This is a genomic window from Nannocystis pusilla, from assembly GCF_020073745.1.
Taxonomy (GTDB): Bacteria; Myxococcota_A; Polyangia; order Nannocystales; family Nannocystaceae; genus Nannocystis; species Nannocystis radixulma.
Genome location: NZ_JAIRAU010000002.1, coordinates 178,636 through 200,427 on the forward strand (window position 1 = coordinate 178,636; position 21,792 = coordinate 200,427).

At 72.2% G+C, this 21,792-nt stretch carries 15 protein-coding genes; 12 read left to right on the forward strand and 3 right to left on the reverse strand.

The annotated features are described in order from the left end of the window. The first annotated feature begins 2 nt into the window (after positions 1-2). From gspF to K7C98_RS06775, 11 genes are all read left to right on the forward strand, one after another. Positions 3-1,244, forward strand: coding sequence for a type II secretion system inner membrane protein GspF (gene gspF / locus K7C98_RS06725; RefSeq protein ID WP_224190727.1), 1,242 nt, complete (start codon positions 3-5; stop codon positions 1,242-1,244). 26 nt (positions 1,245-1,270) lie between these two features. Next, complete coding sequence (locus K7C98_RS06730) at positions 1,271-1,717, forward strand: type II secretion system protein GspG (protein ID WP_224190728.1); 447 nt, start codon at positions 1,271-1,273, stop codon at positions 1,715-1,717. 47 nt (positions 1,718-1,764) lie between these two features. Next, a complete protein-coding gene (locus tag K7C98_RS06735; RefSeq protein WP_224190729.1) occupies positions 1,765-2,739 on the forward strand; it encodes a pilus assembly FimT family protein in 975 nt (324 codons plus the stop codon). A gap of 1 nt (position 2,740) precedes the next feature. Further along, the gene (locus tag K7C98_RS06740) at positions 2,741-3,526 is read left to right on the forward strand and encodes a type IV pilus modification PilV family protein (RefSeq protein ID WP_224190730.1); all 786 of its coding nucleotides are present in this window, start codon (positions 2,741-2,743) and stop codon (positions 3,524-3,526) included. Positions 3,527-3,552: 26 nt separating this feature from the next. Further along, positions 3,553-4,248, forward strand: coding sequence for a type II secretion system protein GspJ (locus K7C98_RS06745; RefSeq protein ID WP_224190731.1), 696 nt, complete (start codon positions 3,553-3,555; stop codon positions 4,246-4,248). Between the two features lie 9 nt (positions 4,249-4,257). Continuing rightward, complete coding sequence (locus K7C98_RS06750) at positions 4,258-5,628, forward strand: general secretion pathway protein GspK (protein WP_224190732.1); 1,371 nt, start codon at positions 4,258-4,260, stop codon at positions 5,626-5,628. A gap of 40 nt (positions 5,629-5,668) precedes the next feature. Further along, positions 5,669-7,432 (forward strand): pilus assembly protein PilM, encoded by a 1,764-nt coding sequence (gene pilM, locus K7C98_RS06755; protein WP_224190733.1) that lies wholly within the window; start codon positions 5,669-5,671, stop codon positions 7,430-7,432. Further along, the gene (locus tag K7C98_RS06760) at positions 7,429-8,034 is read left to right on the forward strand and encodes a hypothetical protein (RefSeq protein ID WP_224190734.1); all 606 of its coding nucleotides are present in this window, start codon (positions 7,429-7,431) and stop codon (positions 8,032-8,034) included. The genes pilM and K7C98_RS06760 overlap by 4 nt, the downstream gene beginning before the upstream one ends. After that, positions 8,031-9,587 carry a type II secretion system protein GspN gene (gene gspN, locus K7C98_RS06765; RefSeq protein ID WP_224190735.1) on the forward strand — a complete coding sequence of 519 codons (1,557 nt, stop codon included), beginning with the start codon at positions 8,031-8,033 and terminating at the stop codon, positions 9,585-9,587. Before K7C98_RS06760 ends, gspN begins: the two co-directional genes overlap by 4 nt. A gap of 159 nt (positions 9,588-9,746) precedes the next feature. Next, complete coding sequence (locus tag K7C98_RS06770; protein WP_224190736.1) at positions 9,747-11,168, forward strand: sigma-54-dependent transcriptional regulator; 1,422 nt, start codon at positions 9,747-9,749, stop codon at positions 11,166-11,168. A gap of 163 nt (positions 11,169-11,331) precedes the next feature. Then, positions 11,332-13,731 (forward strand): hypothetical protein, encoded by a 2,400-nt coding sequence (locus tag K7C98_RS06775; protein WP_224190737.1) that lies wholly within the window; start codon positions 11,332-11,334, stop codon positions 13,729-13,731. An 87-nt stretch (positions 13,732-13,818) separates the two neighbouring features. Here the strand turns inward: K7C98_RS06775 and K7C98_RS06780 are convergent, their stop codons facing one another. Beyond that, a complete protein-coding gene (locus tag K7C98_RS06780) occupies positions 13,819-14,814 on the reverse strand; it encodes a hypothetical protein (RefSeq protein WP_224190738.1) in 996 nt (331 codons plus the stop codon). A 109-nt stretch (positions 14,815-14,923) separates the two neighbouring features. On the opposite strand from K7C98_RS06780, the gene K7C98_RS06785 reads away from it, so the two are divergent. Then, positions 14,924-15,841 carry a hypothetical protein gene (locus K7C98_RS06785; protein ID WP_224190739.1) on the forward strand — a complete coding sequence of 306 codons (918 nt, stop codon included), beginning with the start codon at positions 14,924-14,926 and terminating at the stop codon, positions 15,839-15,841. Positions 15,842-15,973: 132 nt separating this feature from the next. Here K7C98_RS06785 and K7C98_RS06790 read toward each other — a convergent pair whose 3' ends face one another. Both K7C98_RS06790 and K7C98_RS06795 read right to left on the reverse strand, forming a co-directional pair. Then, positions 15,974-21,172 carry a hypothetical protein gene (locus K7C98_RS06790; RefSeq protein ID WP_224190740.1) on the reverse strand — a complete coding sequence of 1,733 codons (5,199 nt, stop codon included), beginning with the start codon at positions 21,170-21,172 and terminating at the stop codon, positions 15,974-15,976. Then, the gene (locus tag K7C98_RS06795; RefSeq protein WP_224190741.1) at positions 21,169-21,750 is read right to left on the reverse strand and encodes an RDD family protein; all 582 of its coding nucleotides are present in this window, start codon (positions 21,748-21,750) and stop codon (positions 21,169-21,171) included. The genes K7C98_RS06790 and K7C98_RS06795 overlap by 4 nt, the downstream gene beginning before the upstream one ends. Positions 21,751-21,792: the final 42 nt, after the last annotated feature.

The window sequence follows — 21,792 nt, forward strand, 5'->3', positions numbered from 1 at the left end:
GCATGCCGGCGTACGCGTACACGGGCCTGCGCAAGGACGGCAAGACGGTCAAGGGCGTCGAGTCGGCCGACACGGTCGCCGCGCTCAAGGCCAACCTCAAGCGCGCCGGCATCTTCCTGACCGCGGTCAGCGAGACCACGGCGCAGGTGGCGGCGGGCGGCGGCGCGGGCATGGGCCGCGAGGTCGACCTCGGCGCGCTGTTCGACCGCGTGTCGCAGAAGACGGTGTCGCGCACGACGCGGCTCCTGGCCACGCTGCTGTGCGCCGGCGTCACGCTGCCGGAGTCGCTGGCGGCGATCACCGAGCAGAGCGAGAGCCGGCGGCTCAAGGGCATCCTCAGCGACATCGCCAACAAGGTCAACGAGGGCAGCTCGCTGGCCGACGCGTGCGCGCGCTACCCCGACGTCTTCCAGCCGCTGTTCATCAACATGGTCCGCGCCGGCGAGGCGTCGGGCTCCCTCGAGACGGTGCTCCTGCGCATCGCCGACTTCATGGATCAGCAGGAGGAGCTGAAGGGCAAGGTCACCTCGGCGATGATCTACCCGGCGATCATGACCGTGCTGTCGGGCGGCATCATCATGATGCTGATGCTCAACGTGGTCCCGCAGATCACGGAGATGTTCGAGGGCATGAACGCCCAGTTGCCGTGGAACACCGCGTTCCTGATCTGGTTCAGCGACTTCGTGGCCGCGTGGTGGTACCTGCTCATCGCCGCGTTCTTCGGCCTCGGCTGGCTGTTCCGCCGCTGGCGCAAGACCGACATCGGCCGCGCGACCGGCGACACCATCCTGCTCAAGCTGCCGATCATCGGCGACCTCGCGCGCAAGCTGGCGATCGCGCGCTTCGCCCGTACACTTGCGACCATGCTCGCGAGCGGCGTGCAACTGCTGGCGGCGCTCGACATCGTGCGCGCGCTGCTCGGCAACTGGGTGCTGGAGAAGGTCGTCGCCACCGCCCGCGACAACATCCGCGAGGGCGAGGGCATCGCCCCCGCGCTCAAGCGCAGCGGCGAGTTCCCCGCCCTGGTGACGCACATGATCGCGGTCGGCGAGCGCTCCGGCCAGCTCGAGCAGATGCTCACGGACGTCGCCAACGCCTACGACCGCGAGGTCAACACCGCCCTCACGCGCATGACCGCGCTGCTGGAGCCCCTCATGATCGTCGTCATGGGCGGCAGCGTCGGCTTTATCGTGTTCTCGATCATGCAGCCGATCATGATGCTCAACGAAATGGCCGCGCAGTAGCCCGAGTACCTCAGGAGAGACCATCCATGAACCCGCAACTTCACACCGTCCGCCAGGCCGTCCGCCGCCGCCGCCGCAGCCGCGGCATGACCCTGATCGAGATCCTCGTCGTGCTGGCGATCATCGGCCTCATCGTCGGCGGCGTCAGCGTCGTCGCCTTCAACGCGCTCTCGGACTCGAAGGTCAAGGTCGCCTACAACGAGGTGGTCGAGATCCAGAAGCTCAGCGAGCAGTACATGCTGCAGAAGAACGACAAGTGCCCGAAGAGCATGGCGGACCTCAAGGCCGCCGGCGTCACGGCGCGCGTCAAGAAGGACCCATGGGGCGAGGAGTACATCATCGTCTGCCCGGGTCAGCACGGCCCGGTCGACGTCACCTCCAACGGCCCCGACAAGAAGCCCTCCGGCGGCGACGACGTCAACAGCTGGGAGGACCCGAAGGACATCGAGGCGGCCAAGGAGGACAAGAAGTGATCGGGCGCTAGCCCGGTCGTTTCTCCGCGAGAAGGATCGTGATGGCGATGCGGGTCCGACACACAGCGGCGCGCGCTCGGCGAGGGAGCCTCGGCTTCACGCTGATCGAGGTCCTCGTGATCATGGGGATCCTCGCGCTGCTCATCGGCTCGGTGATCACCGGCCTCGGCGCCGGCAAGCAGGCGCAGGTCGCCCGCGTCACCAACCAGCTCGCCAACACGATCCGCTTCGCCTACAACAAGGCGCGCGTCACCGGCACCTACTACCGGCTCCTCATCGACATCGACAAGAACAGCTTCACCCTGCAGCGCGGCGACGATCGCATGTACCTGCCGGCGACCGACCGCTACGGCCGGATCGTCGTCATCGATCCGGGCAAGGTGAAGGAGAAAGAGGAGCGCGACAAGCGGGCCGAGGAGAACTACAACCGCTCGCTGCAGGCGCGGGTGCTCGACGCGGTCAAGGGCGCGCCGGTCGGCAAGCCGGGCCAGACCATGGGCCCGCTCGGGCAGCCGATGGCGAGCGTGACCCCTGGGACAGGTACTCCGGGACAGCCGGGACAGCCGGCCAGCGCCGGCGCGGCGGGGCAGCCGGCCAAGCCGGGCACCACGCCGACGTCGTCGACGCAGCAGCCCGACAAGTACATCACCCCGCCGAAGAAGGTCCCGCGGCGCAAGCCGCCGATCTTCGGCGCTTTCGACGACGACAACAGCCTGTCGGAGCTCAAGAAGCCGTTCAAGTTCCCGGCCGAGGTCAAGGTGATCGCGGTGCGCACGGCCGAGGACCTCAAGCCGATCACCAAGGGCGAGGCGAGCCTGTACTTCTTCCCGCAGGGCCACACCCAGCTGGCGCACATCCACGTGCAGGAGGTCGCCAACCCGGAGAACGAGTTCACCATCGTCGTCAAGCCGCTGACCGGCCGCGTCGAGGTGAAGGACGGCCACGTCGACCTCGCGCTGCCGGAGGACCCGACGTCGATCCGCGACGACCTCGGCAAGAAGATGAACCGGAGGGCGTTCTGACATGACCGCGCCGAGCTCCCCCCGTCCGACCCGGCTGCGGCCGCCCGAGCAGCGCTACGCCGCCGCCGGCTTCACCCTGCTCGAGGTCATGATCGCCATGGCCGTGCTGGCGCTGTCGCTGACGTCGATGTTGACGTCGCAGATGGCCAGCCTCCGCGCCACCCGCTACGCGCAGACGATCACCTCGGTCGCGTTCTTGGCCGACTACCAGCTGATCGAGACCGAGTACATCGTCCGCAAGGAGGGCGGCTGGGTGCTCGAGGACAAGTTCTACGAGGGCACCTTCGCCGACCAGGGCTGGCCCGACGTCAAGTACAAGTGCATCGTCGACTTCCTCAAGCTGCCCGAGTACACCGAGCTGCGCGCGGCCAAGGACGACAGCGACCGGGCCCAGCGCGGCGAGAGCAGCGTGTACTACAAGAGCGCCGGCGATCAGGCGTTCACCGCCCTCGGCATGGTGTGGACGCCGGTCAAGCAGGCGATCGAGCGCTCGATCCGCAAGGTCAAGTGCACGGTCAAGTGGAAGAACGGCAACCTCGACGAGGAGTTCATCGTCAACACCTTCTGGGCCGACCCCGAGAAGCTCAAGCAGCTGCCCGGCCTCGGCGGCGAGGCCAAGGAGGGCGACATGGGCGACGAGCAGGGGCAGGGGCAGGGGCAGGGGCAGGGCGCGGGCGCGGGCGGCGGCGCGGGCAGGCCGACGGGCGGCGCCGGCGGGGGCCGTCAGCCGGGGGCCGGCGGCTCGGGCCCCGGGTCGAGCATGCAGATGGGAGGGATGAAGCGATGAGTCCCATCCGCCATGTCGTTCCGGTCATGTCCCCGCGAGCAGCTCGCCAGCGCGGCATGTCGCTGATCGAGATCCTCGTCGCGGTCACCATGATCACGATGATGATCGCCTCGGTCTACGCCAGCTTCAGCACCACCGCGACCAGCATGCGCCACGCCGAGAAGGTGCAGCAGAAGTACGCGGTGCTGCGCAACTGCCTGGCGCGCATGGGCGCCGAGCTGTCGATGGCCTACCTGTCGCACAACCGCCCGGCCGGCGACGACAAGCACTACACGCTGTTCGAGGGCCGCGACCAGTTCTACTCCGACAGCCTCACGTTCTCGGCGTTCGCCCACATCCGCATGCGCAAGGACGCCAACGAGAGCGACCAGTCGGTCATCCAGTACTTCCTCTTCAAGGACCCCAACGACGGCACGCGCACCCACCTGTACAAGCGCGAGGCGCGGCGGCTGATGGGCGACCTGCCCGAGAAGCTCGAGGAGTTCTTCCCGGCCTACGTGTTCTGCGAGGACGTCAAGTCGTTCGACGTCAAGTACTGGGACAACAAGCGCATCGAGTGGCGCGACGAGTGGCGCACGATCAAGCAGGACATGCAGCCGAACCGCCTGCCGGAGCGGGTCAAGATCACGCTGGGCGTGTGGGACCCGGACCTCGGCAAGGAGGTCAAGTACGTCACCCAGGCCCTCATCCCGCTGCAGGAGCGCATCGACTTCTCCCGCTGAGCCCCCGCCATGACCGCGACCCCCGCACATACCCCGCCCGATCGACATGTCCGTAAGGCCAGGTCCGGCGCGGGCCGGCGCCGCGCCGGCGGCAAGGAGCACGGCATCGCCCTGCTGATGGTCCTGGCCTGCATCGCCGTGCTGCTGCCGTTCACGGCCGCGTTCAGCTACACCACGCGCGTCGACTGGCAGGCCGCGATCAACCTGCGCGACGAGATCTCGGCGCGCAACCTGACCCGCGGCGGCATGCGCCTGTCGCTGCTGCTGTTCGAGCTGCAGCGCATGGTGTTCAACCAGAAGCAGTTCCGGCAGATGCTCGGGACCTGGGACATCACCCAGGTCGCGCCGTACCTGATGTCGGCGTTCGGCACGAAGGACGGCCACGAGGGCATCGCCGGGCTGGTCGGCCTCGACAACTCGACCTTCAAGGACCTCGCCATCGAGCATGGCGGCTTCGAGATCCGCGTCGAGGCCGAGAGCGGCAAGCTCAACGTCAACTGCCTGGCGCAGGCGGGGCAGGGCAAGGACAACTCGCAGGCGCGCACCGTCGAGACGCTCGAGGCGATGCTGATGCCGACGCTCTACGACCCGCTGTTCGACGAGGAGAAGAGCGACGGTCAGCGCTACACCCGGGCCGACGTCATCAGGGCGATCGTCGACTACATCGACGAGGACATCAAGGCGTGGGACATGGTCAAGCTGGCGTCGTCGTCGACGCAGGAGCGCTACCGCTACACCGAGATCTTCGACCCGTACCAGCCGCGCAACGCCCGGATCGACAGCATCGAGGAGCTGCACCTGGTCCAGGGCGTCGACGACGATCTGATGACGGCGATCGCCGCCGACCTCACCGTCTACGGCGGCTGCAAGGTCAACCTCAACTTCGCCAGCGCCGACCAGATCGCGCTCGTGCTGCGCCACGCGGTCACCGCCGAGGACAAGTGGAAGACCGAGGGCGAGAACTTCCTGATCAAGACGCTGCCGCTGGCCCGCTACGTCGTCGACTCGCGGAGCATGAGCCTGTTCGCCGACATGAAGGCGTTCAAGGAGTTCGTCGAGAAGCCCGACAAGTTCATGAACCCGCTGGCCGCGCTCGGCGGCGGCGGCTCGGCCGCGCAGGCGCTCAACCGGGCCAACCTGCCGCGGATCCCCGAGGGCATGATGATCCGCGAGAACAGCGAGGAGGACAAGAGCACGGGCGAGCAGCTCGGCGGCCTCAGCGACATCGCCACCATCGCGCCCGAGCGGGTCTATCGCATCGAGATCATCGCCGAGGTCGGCGCCGTGAAGAAGCGCGTCACCTCCATCTACGACATGCAATTCGTCCGCAGCGAGGGCACCAAGGGCACCGGCGCGTGGCTCTACCTCCGCGAGGACTGACCTCCATGGCTCCCATCTTCAACCGCAAGGACAGCAGCCCGTGGCTCAGAAGTACGTAGGACTCGACCTCGGCACCTCCGAAGTCAAGGCCGTGCTCATCAACGCCGGCTTGCGCACCATCCAGGTGCTCGACGTGGTCGTCGAGCCGGTCACGCTCGCGCCGCAGGGCGACACCTCGCTGGCCGCCGCGCTCGACATCGGCATCGCCGTGCTGCGCCGCCGCGGCTGGAACCACTACCCGATCGGCGTGGTGCTGCCGGGCAGCTTCGCCGCTTATCGCGTGTTCAAGTTCCCGTTCAACGACCCGCGCCGGATCGCCCAGGCGATCGCGTTCGAGGCCGAGGGCCAGTTCCCGGTCCCGCTCGAGAACCTCGAGCTCGACCACGTGCCCGCGACCGCCGCGGGCGGCGGCGGCCAGGCGCTCGCCGTCGCAGTGCGCCGCTCGGCCATCGACCAGGTGCAGGCCGCGTTCAAGGCGGCGACGATCGACCTCAAGCTGATCACCGTCGACGTGCTGGCGACCGCGCAGGTGCTCACCGCCGACCTGCCCGAGCCGGCCAAGGGCGCGACCGCCGACGCCCGCACGCCGGTGGTCCTCGGCCTCGACATCGGCCACGCGACCACCGACCTGGTCGCCTTCGGGCCCAAGGGCCCCGTCGCCGCCCGCATGCTCCGCCGCGGCGGCGTGCACGTCACGCGCGCGCTGCAGCAGCGCTACCAGCTCAGCGACGCCGACGCGGAGGTGGCCAAGCGGACCAACGCGTTCCTGCCTCACCGCGGCCAGGGCGACCTCAGCGCCGAGCAGCTCGAGTCGGCGACGATCGTGGCCCGCGCGCTCGAGCCGGTGGTGCGGGAGATCGAGCACACGCGCATGTGGCTGCGCGCCGAGTTCGGCAGCGAGGTCGTGCAGCTGCGCCTGTCGGGCGGCGGCGCCAACCTCCGCGGCCTCGACGCCTACCTCGCCGAGCAGCTCGGGCTGCCGACCGAGCGCGCCCGCCCGCGCGAGGGCCTCGGGCTCAGAGGTCTCTCGGGACATGACTGGACGGCCACGTGCGCCGCGCTCGGCGGCGCGGTCGGCTGCGCTCGCCGGCCGCTGATCCAGCTGCACAAGGACGCCGCGGTGCAGCGCGGCAGCGACGGCAGCTGGATCGCCGAGCGGATCGCCACCGTCGCCGCGCTCGGCTTCGCCATCCTCGCGTTCGGCGTCGTCGACACCGTGGTCGGCATGAGCGCGCTCGAGGCGGAGCGCCTCGCCTACGAGGAGGAGCTCGGCGAGGCCAGCCACAAGGTGTTCGGCGAGGCGCTCACCTCCAAGGACGACATCGAGGAGCGCCTCAACGCCGTCGACGGCCGCGACATCACCAGGCTCATCCCGGCCCGCGGCGCGCTCGACGTGCTGGCCGGGTTCGTCAAGGCGGCCACGCCGAGCGGCGCGAAGCCGGCGCCGGTGCTCGCGCCGGCGGTCGGCGAGGACGGCAGCGTCAGCCCCGAGTCGTCGGACGGCGCGAGCGTCACGCCCGCGGGCCCGACCACCGTCCAGCTGCCCTCGGTCGATCCGACGGCGGGCCTGCAGTGGGACGACGAGTTCGTGCTGTCGCTGATCGAGATCCGGCCGCGCGCGATCCAGTTCCGCGCCTCGGCCACCCGCTCGTCGGCGCAGGAGCGGTTCAAGACCAAGCTGCTGCAGGCGCTGCCCTGCGTCGTCCCGTTCCCCACCGCCAAGGTGCGCGACGAGGGCATGAAGAAGGTGTTCGACCCGACCATCGAGCACGACTGCTACGCCAGCACGGAGGCCGACTCGTGAGCGCCATCGACTCCACCCTGTTCGGGTTCATGTCCCGCTTCAACCCGCGGGAGCGGGCGCTGCTCGGCGTGCTGATGCTGGTGTTCTTCGTCACCGCCGTCGGCGTGCTGTTCATGATGCGCAAGAGCTCGTTCGACGCCGCCCGCGCCGAGATCGCCGAGCTGCGCGAGGGCCTGGCGCTCGTGCGCACCAAGGGCACCGCGTACGACACCAAGAAGAAGGAGAAGGAGGCGCGCGAGGCCAAGATCGCCAACGCGCAGCCGATCGTGTTCTCCATCCTGCTCGAGGAGGCGCAGAAGGACCTCGTCACCGGCACGCTGCGCGGCGAAGAGGTGCGCCCGCCGGTCGCCGTCGACGACAAGGGCCTGGTCAAGACCGTGGTCGCGTTCGAGGTCCGCAACGTCGCGCTCGAGGAGCTGCTGAACTTCCTCGCCAAGCTCGAGGCGCAGCCGGGCAACATCCTGTTCGTCGAGCGGCTGATGCTGCGCTCGCCGTCGGCGCTCGAGGACCGCCTCAACGCCGAGGTCGAGCTCGCCACCTGGGAGCTGCAGAAGCAAGACGAGGGCGCCGCGCCGGTGGCGGCCGAGGAGGGAGAGTCGTGAAGATCCGCCTGCCCAGCCTCGCCAGCCTGCGCCGCGGCGGCGACGCCACCCTCCCGTCCGCGCCGCCGCCGAGCGGCACGCTCGTCGCGCCCGCGACCCCGATCGGCGGCTTCGGCGATCGCCTGCGCCTGCTGTCGCGCCGCCTCCGCAGCTCCGCCGGCTGGGTGTTCCTGGCCGTGTTCGTGTTCTTCACCTTCATCTGGATCAGCCTGCCGACCCGCGCGCTCGCCTGGCGGATCGGTCAGCAGGCGCGCAACGCCGGCTACCTCATCGACATCGAGGACATGTCGGTGCGGCCGTGGGGCAGCGCGACGCTCTACAACGTCACGTGGACCTACGCGCCGTCGCACCCGGGCCAGATCCCGCACCAGATGGTGCTCGACAGCGTCGACGTCGACTTCTCTGTCCTCAAGTACATGTTGCTCGGCAACGTCGACGTCGAGGTCGACACCCTGCTCGACGAGGCGCCGATCCACGCCGAGTACGCGCGCAGCGACAGCGAGTCGAGCATCAAGATCGACATCACCGAGCTGCCGCTCGGCTCGGTGCCGAAGATGCAGCAGGCCCTGGGCGCCCCGCTGCGCGGCCTGTTCGCCCTGCACGTCGACATGACGATGCCGGAGAACCTGTTCGAGAAGGCCGAGGGCAGCATCTCGCTCGAGTGTGCCTCGTGCACCATCGGCGACGGCGAGGAGCTGCTGTTCATCCCCGGCTCGTCGGGCATCACCGCCAAGGGCATCACGATCCCCGAGATCGACCTCGGCACCCTGATCGGCAAGCTGAAGGTCGCGGAGGGCAGGGTCACCGTCGAGGACTTCAAGACCAAGAGCGCCGACATCGAGCTCGAGGTCACCGGCGACATGCCGCTGAAGGACCCGTTCTCGCGGTCCGAGTTCGCGTTCCAGATGAAGCTGCTGGTCACGCAGGCGCTGCAGGACAAGAGCGAGACGCTGCGCTTCGCGGTCCAGACCGCCGGCCCGTCGTCGAAGATGGATCCGCCCGACGACGGCTGGCTCGGCTTCAAGCTGCGCGGCACCGTCGGCAAGCCGCGCTTCATGGGCATCAAGAGCAAGACCGCCGAGGAGCGCATGCTCGAGCGGCGGCAGAAGAACGCCGAGCGCGACGCGGCCCGCAAGGCCCGCAGCAAGGCGCGCTCGACCAAGAAGAGCGAGTCGCCCGAGGACGCGCTCGAGCGCAACCAGGGGCCGCAGGTCGGCGGCGACACCGGCGGGTCCGACAGGGACAACAAGATGCCGGAGATCGACGCCCGCCCGTCCGATCCGCCGGAGCCGTCGGAGCCGTCGGAGCCCTCCGAGCCGCCGCCGACGCCGTCGACGCTGCCGCCGCCGCCGGAGCCCGAACCCCAGCCGCAGCCGGAGGAGCGGCCCGCCGAACCGCCGCCGGTCGAGGAGCCGCCTCCCGAGGGTGGTCAGGGCCAGGGCCAGGGCGATGGCCAGGGGATGCCCGACGGGCAGCCGGACGGCCAGCAGCAGGGTGAAGCGCCGCGCGACACCGAGGCGCCGCCTCCGAGCGACGCAACCACCGGTGGTTGACCGGCAGGTTGCGGATCTCGTGCCAGCGGAGAAAACCCCGCAACAATAGGAGAATCGATCCCGGCGGGGGGTCGCGGGTTTGCGCGAGCGCGCAAAGTATGCATTACACCCGCGCATCTTCCGCCCGCAGAGTAGGCGAAGCCCGCGGAGGTACCGCCTATGACGAACTTTGAAGAATCCAGGCCGACCCGAATTTTGGTGGTCGATGACGAGTCGAGCGCTCGCTCAGCGCTGAGCGAGCTGCTGCGAGAGGAAGGTTACGAGGTCCAGTCCGCCGCCGACGGTTACAAGGCGCTCGGACGGATCGATCAGTGGGAGCCCGACGTCGTGATCACCGACGTGAAGATGCCGGGACTCAGTGGTCTGGAGCTCATATCCAAGCTCCGTGAAATCTACCCTGACGTCGCTGTCGTCGTGATGACCGCATTTGGCTCGGTCGAGGGCGCGGTCGAGGCGCTCCATCTCGGCGCCGACGATTACCTGAGCAAGCCCGTCGACCTGCCGCAGCTGCTGATCGTGCTGCAGCGGGTCCTGCGTCACCGCGCGCTGCAGCGCGAGGCGAGGCACCTGCGCTCGGCGCTCGAGAGTCAGCGCGCCGACCAGCGCGCCGGCGTGATCGGCCAGTCGAAGGTGTTCCGCGACCTCCTCGGCCTGGCGCGGCAAGTCGCCGACTCGCCGGTGTCGGTCCTCGTCACCGGCGAGCGCGGCACCGGCAAGCAGCACCTCGCGCGCCTCATCCACCAGTGGAGCGGGCGACGCGGCCCGTTCGTCTGCCTGCAGTGCAGCGGCTTCACCGACGAGGCCTGCGCGCGCGAGCTGTTCGGCGTGCGCGACGGTGGCGCCGTGCTGCGCGAGGGTCGGCTGCGCGAGGCCGACGGCGGCACGCTCTTCCTCGCCGACGTCGACGAGCTGCCGCACGGGGTCCAGGCCGCGCTGCTGCGCTTCCTGCAAGAGCGCGGGTTCTGCCGCGTCGGCGACAGCGAACCGCTGCACGCCGACGTGCGCGTGATCGCGGCCACGAGCCACGAGATCGGCGCGGCGAAGCAGGACGGCCGCCTGCGCGAGGACCTCTATTACCGCCTCAACGTCGTCAGCTTGCGCATGCCGTCGCTGCGCGAGCGCCGGGACGACATCCCGCTGCTGGCGATGTACTTCCTGCGCCAGTTCGCCGCCCAGGCGCACCGCCCGGTCGTCGGCTTCAGCGAGCGGGCGCTCGGCGTGCTGCTCGGCTGCGACTGGCCCGACAACATCCGGCAGCTCGAGAACAGCGTCGAGCGGGCGGTGGTGCTCGCGCGCGGCACCGAGGTCGAGCCGCGCGACCTGCCGCGCGAGCTGATGTCGAAGATGCGCGGTGACGACTCCGCGCCGGTCATCCCGGGCGCGTCGCTGCGAGAGATCGAGCGCTACGCCATCCTGCGGACGCTCGAGCACGTCGGCGGCAGCACCAGCAAGGCGGCCAAGATCCTCGGGATCTCGCCGCGCAAGATCCAGTACCGCCTCAACGAGTACCGCGGCGCTCCGCAGGCGGGGATGCCCCCCGTTCCGCCGGAATCGCACGCCCATCGCGGCGCGCTGAAGTAGGCGCGGAACATCGAACCGCGCGACGCATGTGCTCGCGCGGGTGAACGTCTGTCCGAAAGGACATCTTCGTTCGCTCCACCTCGGCCGCGCGCGGGCGCGCCACGGCGCGCGCGCAGGGCCGGTCGTGGCCCCGTGCTACGATCGCGGCCTCTCGGAGGCTGACATGAAGGAAGTCGAAATTCGGATCGGGCGCGGCGATCAGGCGCCCCGCTTCGCCGCTGTCCTCGTGAAGTCGGGCAGCACGGCCACCCGCAGCTTCGAGCGCGCCCGCAGCGGCGCCGGCGTGCAGCTCCACCTCACCGGCGAGCGCAACTACCACCTCGCCCTCGCCGGTGAGCCCTCGGCCGCCGACCGGGCGCTGCTGCTGTCCGCCCTCGGCCACAAGATCCTCCTCGACTTCCCCGGCCGCCGCGCCGTCCGGCAGCGCCTCGCCAGTCTCTCGGGACAGGGCCTTCAGGACAGGCCAGGGCCGCAGGCGGCCGCGCTCGACCTGACCGCGGGCATCCACGGGGCGGCGCCCCTGTTCCTGCTGGCGAGCGGCGAGCTGGCCGGCGACGCCGCCGGACCTGCCCCGAAGGACATGTCCGCGCTGCCGGTGTTCGTCGCCGCCGCGCGCTGGATCTCGGCCCGGCGGACGTCGAGCTTCGAGCGCCTGTTCCCGCCGAGCGCGTTTTTCCCCGACGAGCCGCTGCGGACCGAGCGGCTCACGCCGAGCCAGGCGGGGGCGCTGCTCGGGCAGGTCGAGGCCGTGCTCGCGGCCGCGGCCCCGGGCGGGCCCAACGCCGCGGTCGACGACGCCGTGCAGCTGCGCTCCGCGGCGCTGACGGTGCTGTCCCACGTGGTCGCCACCGCGCTCAAGGACCCCGAGTTCCGCGCCGCCGCCGACGCGGCTGCGGAGCGCATCTTCCGGCTGGTCGACGAGGAGGCCGGGCCCGGCGGGCGCAGCGAGCTGCGGGCGCACGCGATCTCGCTGCTGTCGCTGCGCGGTCCGGCCCTGCGCCCCGAGCAGCAGGCGCGCGCGCAGGCGCTGCTGCGCTCGCTGTCGCGGCAGGCCCCGCCGTACGCCGAGCTGTCCGGCCCGTGGCGGTTCGCGCTCGCCTCGGCGGCCGAGTTCTTCCCTGGCGAGGTCGAGCTGCTGCAGACCAAATACGGCTTCACCAGGATCGCCGCGCCCGAGGGCACGCCGAAGCCGCCGAACATGTGGGGCGGCGGCTACGAGGTGTTGCAGGCCCCGTTCGTCGGCAAGGGCGGGCGCGAGATCGTGGTGTTCGCCCGCTCGGCCGCGCCGCGCGACGAGAACTTCGAGATGTCGCAGGAATTCTTCACCGGCCTTTTGGTCAGCCGCCACGCCAACCTCGGCGCCTACGACATGCGCGCCTCGGCGATCCATACCCAGCAGGTCGGCTACAAGCTGATGATGAACTGCCAGTGCGCCGGCCTGACCACGCGCTTCGCCGTCGCACGCATGTTCCCCGACGCCGACATCTTCTCGAGCTGGGACTCGACGTACTTCCGCACCGGCGAGCACGACAAGGTGGTCGCGTCCGAGGGCATCGACTGCTTCGTGGCGATCCTGCGCGGGCTCGCCGAGGAGGAGGACTTCGCGGCGATCGACCAGCGGATCCGCAAGGCCCAGTGGCACCACCGCCAGAGCCGCACGCCGGACTTCGTGCAGTTCATCGGCCCGGCCCACCCGCTGGTGGTCGCGCGCTACCAGGACATCAACCGCGACGGCAAGGCCGACTACTACGACGGCTTCCTCGACTTCCGCCTGGTCGAGATCGCCGAGAGCCTCAAGGACTCGGCGGTCCCGCGCGACCCCGGCGCCTCGCCGTCGCAGATCAGCGGCGACGCGGCGCGCGGGCTCGGCTGGGCCGCCGGCAGCCTCAACCGGGTCACGCAGTACTCTGAACTCTGGGACAGCTTGCCGGGCCAGGCCGAGCTCCTCTACGCGTTCCGGGCCGGCGGCTTCTTCAGCGGCGCCGAGCCGCCGCGCGACGTGCCGGCCGGCAAGGGCCCGCGCGGCGAGCTGGGGCGCCTGCCCGCGGTGGTCCGCTACGTCCGCGACCCCGCCGGCGAGGCGCTGGCGGCCGACGTGCTGTTCCACAGCCACCTCAGTCACAGCGCGCAGGAGCTGAAGCGCCTGCTGGTCGGCGCCGAGGCGTGGTGGCGCGCGATCGATCTCGGCTACCTCGGCGACGCCGCCCCGCTCGACACGCCGCTCGGCCAGCGCGCCGGGCTGCTGCTGCTGCTCGCGGGCCTGCTCGAGTTCCCGGCCGACCAGAACTTCGTCGACGGCCTGTGGGAGATGGCGCTCGACATGCTGCACCTGCCGCGCCTGTCCCGCTCGCTGATCCGCCGCTGCAACAGCGACGAGGACCACAACAACGGCAACTACTACGGATCGTTCCGCGGGATCCGCGAGCTCATCGGCACCGCCGACGCGCCCGGCGGGGCGCTCAAGCAGGCCAACCCGGAGGCCTACGAGGAGCTCGCGTCGGCCGACCCGGCGATCGGCCGCGCCCGCCCGCTCGGCGAGGTGGCGCAGGCCGCCGGCGCGTGAGCGCCCCGCGCGGCTCACGTCACCGGGCTGCGCGGAGGGACATGCGCTCCCAGCAATGTCCCTTCAGCCAGGTACCCGAGCTCGGCGTCACGTCGCCGGGCTGTCTGCGGGGACATGCGCTTCGGGCAATGTCCCTTCGACCAGATGCCCGAGCCACGCGGCGAAGCGCTCGCCGGTGAAGGCGTGGCCGAGGTGGAGCGCCAGCTCGGCCTCGACCGCGCCGCGCCACGCCTCGACCTCGCCCGAGCCGGCCAGCAGCTCGCCGAGTGTCGCGTCGCCGAGGCCGTCGACGACCTCCGTCAGCGCGGCCTCGATCTCGGCCGGCAGGCGGTCCCACGCGGCGAGCCCGACGAGGGCGGCGTGGAGGTCGGCGGCGACCACCGCAGGGTCGAGCTTGACCAGCTCGGCGTGCACGGCGGACTCCGGCAGATCGAGCAGCGAGGCCAGGACGTCGGCGCGGAAGGCCGCGCCCTCGCCGGCGTTCTTCGGGTCGCTGACGCGATCGACGATCATGTCGATTACGCGACCGACGGCCCCGTCGACGAAGCCGCGCACGCGATCCTCGACCGAGGCGTCGAGCCCGACCGCCGAGGCGACGCCCTTGGCGACCCCGAACAGCCTGGAGGTCACGCCGGCGCCGGGGATCTTGCTGGTGTCCGGCAAGATCGAGCCGACCTTCCTGGCGAAGTCGAGCAGGGTGGTGTGGAGGATCGTGCGCGAGAGGTCGCGCGTGGTCGCCTGATCGACGACGGCCCGCACGAGCACGCGGCTCGGCGTGTACGGCCTGCGGACGACGGTGCGCAGCAGCGGCTGCAGGTCGCCGGGGATCCGCGCCCGCAGCGTGGTCGGGCGCGGGCGGATCCGCCCGAGCGCGTCGCGCAGGCGCTGCTCGAGCCACGCCGCGTGACCGGGCGTGGCGGCGACGGCCTGCAGGCCGGTCACGAGCAGCGGGGTCAGCCGCGCGGGATCGACGAGGCGACGCGCCGGGGTTGCGAGGGCCTCGTCGACCAGCAGCGTCGCCAGCGCGGCGAGGTAGCGCGGCTCGTCGCGCAGTCGCGCCAAGAGGGCAGGGACGTGGGGCACGTCGCCCCTATACCAAGCTTCACGGGCCGGGGATACGCTGGTCCTCACGACGCGGCGGGCCGGCCTCCGCCGGAGACCCGGCCCCGAACACGCGCGTTGTCCCGCCGCCATGCACAGTCGCAACGTCGAGATCAAGAGCCCCTGCCACGAGTCGTGGGACGCCATGCACGGCGATGATGCGCGCCGCTTCTGCGATGTCTGCGCCAAGCACGTGCACAACCTCTCGGCGATGACCCGACAGGCCGCCACCGATCTCCTCGAGGCGAACAAGGGCCAGCACCTGTGCGTGCGCTACTCGAACCAGGAAGACGGCCAGATCGCGTTCCGCGACACGCCCGTGGTCCCCGTGTCGCGCCTCCGCACCGCGCGGACGGCCTTCGCGGCGATGATGCTGGCGGCCTGCACCCCGCACGGCGATGGCCCGCCGATCCAGGACCTCGGCGACATCGCCATCGAGACCATGGCCCGCGACGCCAAGCCCTCGCCCGAGGGCGGCTGCGAGGTCCAGACCGGGCCGTTCACGACGATGCACTTCCCGCGCGGCCACGAGGTGTGCCGCAACGTGGCCGACCTCGGCGAGCAGATCAAACCGCCGACGCCCCCGATCGTCGAGCCGCCGCCGCCGCCGCCGACGCTCATGGGCGCCCCGGAGCCGGTCCGGCCGCCGCCGCCGCCGGTGACGGAGGAACTGATGGGCAAGGTGGCGCCGCCGGTCGAGCACGTGAAGATGGGCGAGGCGATGCCCGAGGTGAAGGAGCCCTGCGATCCGCAGCCGGGCTTCGCCCCGCCGCCGCCCTCGCTGCTGATGGGCCAGACGGCGGCGCCGGTCGTCGCTCCGCCGCCCCCGTCGGCGCTGATGGGTGGAGCCGTCCCGATCGAGGCGGAGCCGCCGTCGCCGCCGCCCGCGCTGATGGGTGACATCGCCGTCGCCCCGGAGCCGCCGCCGCCGCCCGTCGAGCCGCCCAGGGTCAAGATGGGGAAGATCGCCAGCCCGAAGACCGGCGGCGCGGTGATCGACGAGTTCTGAGCCGCGCGGCTCCTGACTGAAAGGGCATGGCCGTGACGCCATGTCCTTTTTCACATGTGGCAGACGATATGTCCTCAGTGACATGTCCTCGACGACATGTCCTGAACCGCGGGCCGCAGCAGCCGCCCGCGGTCAGTCCTCGCCGGCGGCGGGTGCCTCGTCGGGGCGGGCCTCGGCCGCCGGCGTGAAGTCCTCGCGGTTGCTGTCCCACCAGGCCTGCCAGGCGCGCAGGGCGAGGTCGCGGCTGCGCCGGTCGCCCTCGGCGGGGAACGGGATCCGCTGGCCGGTGATCCGCGCCAGCTCGTCGGCGGCCCAGCGGCGGACGGCCTCGTCGCGGTGGCGCAGGCCGTCGATGACCCACTCGATACGCGGCTCGTGGCCGTGCTCGGCGTACCAGGCGCGCCAGCGGGCGGCGCGGTAGCCGTGGTGCTTGGCGGTGATCGAGCACAGGGCCTCGAGCGCGGCCTCGCGGACGTGCTTGTCGCGCACGGCAAGGAGGTCGATGAGCCGCGGCACGGCGAGGGTGTCGCGCAGCGTGCCGGCGGCCTCGACCGCGAGCAGCTGGCGGTCGCGGTCACGGCTGTCGAGGTCCTCGCGGATCTCGGCGGCGACCGCGACGAAGTCGGGCACGCGGCTGTACGACTCGAGCACGCGGGTGGCGATCAGGCGCACGTCGGGGTCGGTGTCGAACGCGAGCTCGCCGAGCGGGCGCAGGCACCGGGGGTCGCGCAGCTCCTGGAACAGGAACGCGGCGTAGAAGCGGATCTGCGGCCGCACGCTGGCGAACAGCGCCAGGATGTGCGGGCTGACCGCGTGCCCGAGCTCGACGCAGGCGCGCAGCAGCGGGCCGTGGGCGCTCGGCGGCGGGAAGTTGGTCGCGTTCGCCAGGTCGATCGGCCCGGGGAAGCGCGCGGCCAGGCGGGCCAGGCCGCGCTGGTCGAGCGCCCGCAGCCGCGACACGCTGGTCCATTCGGCCGGGTCCTGCAGGAAGCCCTCGATGATCGCGTCGATCTCGTCGTCGCTGAGGGCCGCGCCGGCGCCGGTCGCCTCGGGCTCCTCGGCGGCCAGCTCCTCGGCGGGGGCGGGGGCCGGAGTCTGGCTGTCCTCGGCGACCTGCTCTTCGGGACCGGTCGCCGGGGGCATGTCCTCGACGACATGTTTGATGGCGCCGCGAGATGTCGAGGCGCTGGCCGGCTCGTCGGGCCCGTGTCGCATGACGCCGCGGGAGGTCGAGGCGCCGGCCGAATCGTCGGGGCCGCGCCGCGTGGCCCCGCGGGAGATCGAGGCGCTGGCCGAATCGTCGGGCTCGTGCCGGATGGCGCCGCGGGAGGTCGAGGCGCTGGCCGAATCGTCGGGGGCGTGCCGGATGGCGCCGCGGGAGGTCGAGGCGCTGGCCGGCTCGTCGAGCGCGTCGCCTGTCCCCGACTCGCGGACCAGCCGCGGCATGCTGAGCGCGCTCGAGGAGGCCTCGGAGCGCGGCTCCTGCTTGCCGCGGCGCCGCCCGCTGCGCGGGCCGATCAGCGTGGTCGGTATCGACAGCGTGGCCGTGCTGTCCTCGCTGTCGCTCGGATCGCTGCGGCGCGCCATCGGGTGCGGGGTGGCCGTGAGCCCGCCCTGGCGCCGCAGGGTCTTCGGGATCACGAGCACCGGCTCCTCCTCGACCGGCGCGGGCGTGCGACGGCGGCGGCCGGCGCCCGGGGTCCCGGGCGGGGCGATCAGGTTGGGGATCAACGTCGACGGCGGGACCGCGGGATCGAGCGGCGGGATGTCGAGGACCGTCTCGGCATCCGGCGCCGCGCGCGTCTCCACCACCGGCGGCTCGTGGGCCGGCGGCGGCGAGAGGTCGAGGACCGTCGGCGTGTCGGAGGCGGCGCGCGGCCAGGCGTCGAACTCGGGGTCGGGCCCGGCCGCCCGCGCCCGCGCGGCCTCGTCGAGGACGACCCGCGGCGCGCCCGGCAAGGTCGCGGCGGGATCGAGGTCGGGGCCCCGCTCGGCCCCGGCGGCCGCGGCCCGCAGCGCGTCCGCCATCGGCAGCGGATCCTCGATGCCCGAGGCCTCGGAGGAGGCGATCCAGCCGGGCATGTCGGGTCCGCTCTCGGCTGGCGTGGAGGACATGTCGCTTCGCGCATGTCCAAAAGTATTGGGCCGATCGGACAGGTCGATGGTGACCGACGGCAGCGGCTTGGAGTAGAGGGCGGCGAAGCGGGCGACCAGGGGGCTGTCCCCGCCCTCGGGGCCGAGCGGCACCGGCACCGGCGCGAGCCCGAGGCCGGGCCCGTCGCGGCGGTCCTCCTCTTCTTCGCGCTCGAGCTCGGCGGCGTCGAGCCCGCCGGACTCGTCGGCGTCGGCGTCGATGTCGGCCTCGGTGGGCGCTTCTTCGGGCACCAGCGTCGGCGCGCGCGTGGCCGCGGAGCTCTCGGGGCGGACCGGCAGCGGCGTCACGGTCGACAGCTCGTCGCGCCGGATCGGGTTCTTCAGCGTGATGATCGCGCGCCCGCGGTTGTTGCCGCGGCCGCGCGAGCGGCTGGTCGAGGCGCTGTCGCCGAAGCCGGGCTCGACGGTGCCGCCGGCCGGGGGCAGGGACGCCTCGTGCTCTTCGGCCGCGGGGGTGGGCTCGGCCGGGGCCGACGCGGCGACCTGCGGCGCGCTGTCCTCGGCGTCGTTCGTGCTCGCGGCGTCGCTCTCGTCGACCGTGACCACCGGCGTCGCGAGGTGCGGCCGCGCGGCCGGGCGCGAGCGATCGGCCGGACCCGCCCCGGGCGTGCCGCCGGGCACGACCCATCCGAGCAGTCGGAGCAGGGCCTCGAGGCTCTGCCTCGCGGTGTCGCACAGCTCGCGCACGACGGTCCGCTCGCGCGGATCGAAGGCGACGCCGGCCCGGTCGAGGTAGAGCATCAGGACGGTGCGGCCCCCGGCGAGGACCGGCTCGAAGACGCAGGGGATCCCGAGCGGCTGACCCACCGCGGACGACAGGCTCGGCTCGGCCAGCAGGTGCAGCGGACCCTGGCCGGTGACGGCGCGATCGAGCAGGCCGCCCTCGGGCAAGGCGAGCACGACGCCCTCGGCCAGCTGCAGGGCGCTGCCGGGCGCGGCCAGGACGCGCAGGCCCTCGCGCTTGACCCCGAACAGGGCGACGCGGGGGGCGATCAGCGACGCCGCGCGCACCAGCGCCTCGGTGATCCGGTCGCGCTCGCGCGCGGTCGCCAGCGCGGCCCGGGCGGCGTCGAGCCGCTGCGCCAGGGTCATGACCATCGCCTGCGGCGGCGGCGGCGGCTTGCGGGACGACGACTCGACCATCCCATGGCTGGTCGAAGAGGCAGGTGAATCCTGGTCCGGCTCGGCCGGGCTCGAGCTGGCCGTCGGGACAGGCGTGATCGGGGCGGAGACGGCGGCGGCCGTCGGGTGGGCGACGCCGTTGCTCGGGCCGTGCGCGGCCGGGGTGGGCGCGTGGCTGTCCGATGAGACAGGTGACGGCCGTTCGGAAGCGGGGGCCGCGGCCGGGCGCTCGAGCGCCGGGCTCTGGCTGGGCCGCTCACGGGCGGCGGCCGGCCACGCCGCGGTCTCCCTGCTCGAAGAGACAGGCGTGACCGCGAACTTGGCGGGGCCGGTGCGCTCCGGGGCGGCGCCCTCGGCCGGCAAGATGATGAGCGGGGTGTCCGGGGCGATCGCCAGCCCCGACAGCGAGGCGCCGCCGAAGCCCTCGAAGCCGCGCGGGGCGACGAGCGGCGCGTCGGGAGCCACCGGGACCGCCTCCATCCCGACGGGCGGGCGGTTGGCGACGGCGGCGGCGATCGGCATCGGCGCGGTCCCGGTGGCCCGGCTGGGGGCGAGCTCGGGGGCGGGGGCGTCGGTGACCGACGGCGCCGGGCGCGGAGCTGCTTCTTCGGCCCTGTCTGCCGGGACAGATTCGGATCGCGCGGGCGCTTCGGGTCCGCGTGAGGCAGGAGCTGGCGGTCCGGCCGGCTCGGCGCCGGAGGGCCCGGCCGTCGAGGTCGCGGGCGCTGTTGCTTCGAGGCTATCCTCTGGGGCAGGAGGGGCCGGGGCCGCCGCGCTGGCACTCGCCGGCTCGACGGCGAGCGGGGAGGGGGCGTCCGCGCGGTCCGCCTCGGCCTGCGCCGTGCTGGTGTCCGGCGCCGGTGAAGCTGCGGCGAGGTCGTGGGCGTCCGACCCGACGGTCGTGGGCGGGGCGACGGCCGCGGTGCTGTCCGAAGAGGCAGGTTCGGACGCGGCTGTGGTGCTGTCCGAAGGGACAGGCTCGGGCGCGGCGCTGATGCTGTCCGAAGGGACAGGTTCTGGCGCAGCCGCGATACTGTCCGATGAGACGGGTTCGGGCGCGGCTGCGGTGTTGTCCGAGGGGACAGGTTCGGGCGCGGCCGCGGTGCTGCTCGAAGAGGCAGGTTCGGGTGCGGCTTCGGTGCTGTCTGAAGAGGCAGGTTCGGGTGCGGCCTCGGCGCTGCTGTCCGAACGGTCAGGCGCGGCGGGCCGGGGCTCGACGCCGTCGTCCGAACGGTCGGGCGCGCCGCTCGGGACGACAGCCGTGGCCTGGGCCTCGGCGCTGCTGCCCGAAGGGACAGGTGAATCCGCAACGCTTTCGGGAACCGGAGCGGCCAGGTCGGCAGAGACCGGCGTCGCGCCGCTGCTGTCCGCGGCTCCGGCCCTGTCCGAAGCGACAGGCGTGGCCGCCGGCGAGCTCGCGCTGCTGTCCGAAGAGACAGGCGGCGCCGAGCTGGCGCGCGCGGCCACGGCCGGGCCCGACATCGCGGCCGGGCGCGGGCCGGCGTTCTGCCTGTCCCCCGGGACAGGTACGTCCTGGAGCGGCGCGTCCGAGGCCGGCAGGTGGACCGTGGGGGTCGTGCTGCGCAGCGCCTCGAGGTAGTCGAGCAGGATCAGCGCGTAGCGCGGGGCCAGGATGGCGCCGGTGCGCTCGACGGCGACCTTGGCCAGGCAGCACTCGGGCGCGACCACCGGGTAGAAGCCGCGGATCAGGCGGTACAGCTGGCCGAGCTTGGCGTCGGGCAGGTCGGGGTGGACGGCGACGATCAGGCGCCCGTCCTCGGCCGCGAGGGGCATGGCCCAGCCGATGTCGACCAGGTCCTTCGGGACATGTTCCCAGGGCCGGGTCGGTCCGCGCTCGAGCAGCCGCACCGGCGCGCCCGGGAGGCCGCAGGCGCTCTGCAGCAGGGCGTCGAGCGCGAGCGGGGTCATCAGGCCGAGCTCGAGGATCGCGGTGTCGAGGCTGCCGCCGGCCTGCTGTTGCCGCCGGGTCGCGGCCTCGAGATCGGCGCGCGACAGCGGACCGTTGGCTTCGAGGTGGCGCAGGAGGAGGCTCACTGTTCCCTCACGACGTAGGTGCCCGTCAGGTAGTCGTGGAAGGCCCGCTTCTCGCGGTCGAAGGCCATCCACAGCGAGCCGAGGCCGCCGGGCACCAGGCCGACGGCCGTGCCCGCGAACCGCACCGTCGCGCGCACCGGACCGACCTTGCCGCCGGCGCGGTGGACCACGCGGATCCCGGTGAGCTTCTGCCCGGGTGTCCTTCCGGACAGGGCGATGAACAGCACGAAGTACAGCGCGACCATCACCAGCAGCGGTGCGAACCACACGAGGATCTCGAGCGGGTCGACGGTGAGCAGCTGCAGCAGGCCCGCCCACGAGAACCCGCCGCGCACCGGGCTCGGCTGACCGAGCACGCGCTGCAGGCCGAGGTGCAGCGGGCCCGCCGTCACCAGCAGGAGCGCCGCGTCGACCAGCGCGGCCGCGAGGCGGCGCCAGAAGCCGGCGACGCGCACCGGCACCAGCGCTTGCCCGCACGCGGGGCACGTCGGGCTCCCGTCCTTGACGAGACCGATGTCCAGCGCCGCGTCGCAGCTCGGACACGGGGCGGGTCGCTCCTTGCGGGTCCAAAACGCCATCGGCGCGCACCATATCACGGCCCCGGGCCTCCCGGCCGGTCC

Bases quoted from the DNA above. Each gene is read 5' to 3' on its own strand.
- K7C98_RS06740 (WP_224190730.1), top strand. From the start codon at position 2,741: ATGACCGCGCCGAGCTCCCCCCGTCCGACCCGGCTGCGGCCGCCCGAG.
- K7C98_RS06785 (WP_224190739.1), top strand. From the start codon at position 14,924: ATGCACAGTCGCAACGTCGAGATCAAGAGCCCCTGCCACGAGTCGTGG.
- K7C98_RS06750 (WP_224190732.1), top strand. From the start codon at position 4,258: ATGACCGCGACCCCCGCACATACCCCGCCCGATCGACATGTCCGTAAG.
- gspF (WP_224190727.1), top strand. From the start codon at position 3: ATGCCGGCGTACGCGTACACGGGCCTGCGCAAGGACGGCAAGACGGTC.
- K7C98_RS06775 (WP_224190737.1), top strand. From the start codon at position 11,332: ATGAAGGAAGTCGAAATTCGGATCGGGCGCGGCGATCAGGCGCCCCGC.
- K7C98_RS06735 (WP_224190729.1), top strand. From the start codon at position 1,765: ATGCGGGTCCGACACACAGCGGCGCGCGCTCGGCGAGGGAGCCTCGGC.
- K7C98_RS06770 (WP_224190736.1), top strand. From the start codon at position 9,747: ATGACGAACTTTGAAGAATCCAGGCCGACCCGAATTTTGGTGGTCGAT.
- K7C98_RS06730 (WP_224190728.1), top strand. From the start codon at position 1,271: ATGAACCCGCAACTTCACACCGTCCGCCAGGCCGTCCGCCGCCGCCGC.
- K7C98_RS06795 (WP_224190741.1), bottom strand. From the start codon at position 21,750: ATGGCGTTTTGGACCCGCAAGGAGCGACCCGCCCCGTGTCCGAGCTGC.
- K7C98_RS06745 (WP_224190731.1), top strand. From the start codon at position 3,553: ATGTCCCCGCGAGCAGCTCGCCAGCGCGGCATGTCGCTGATCGAGATC.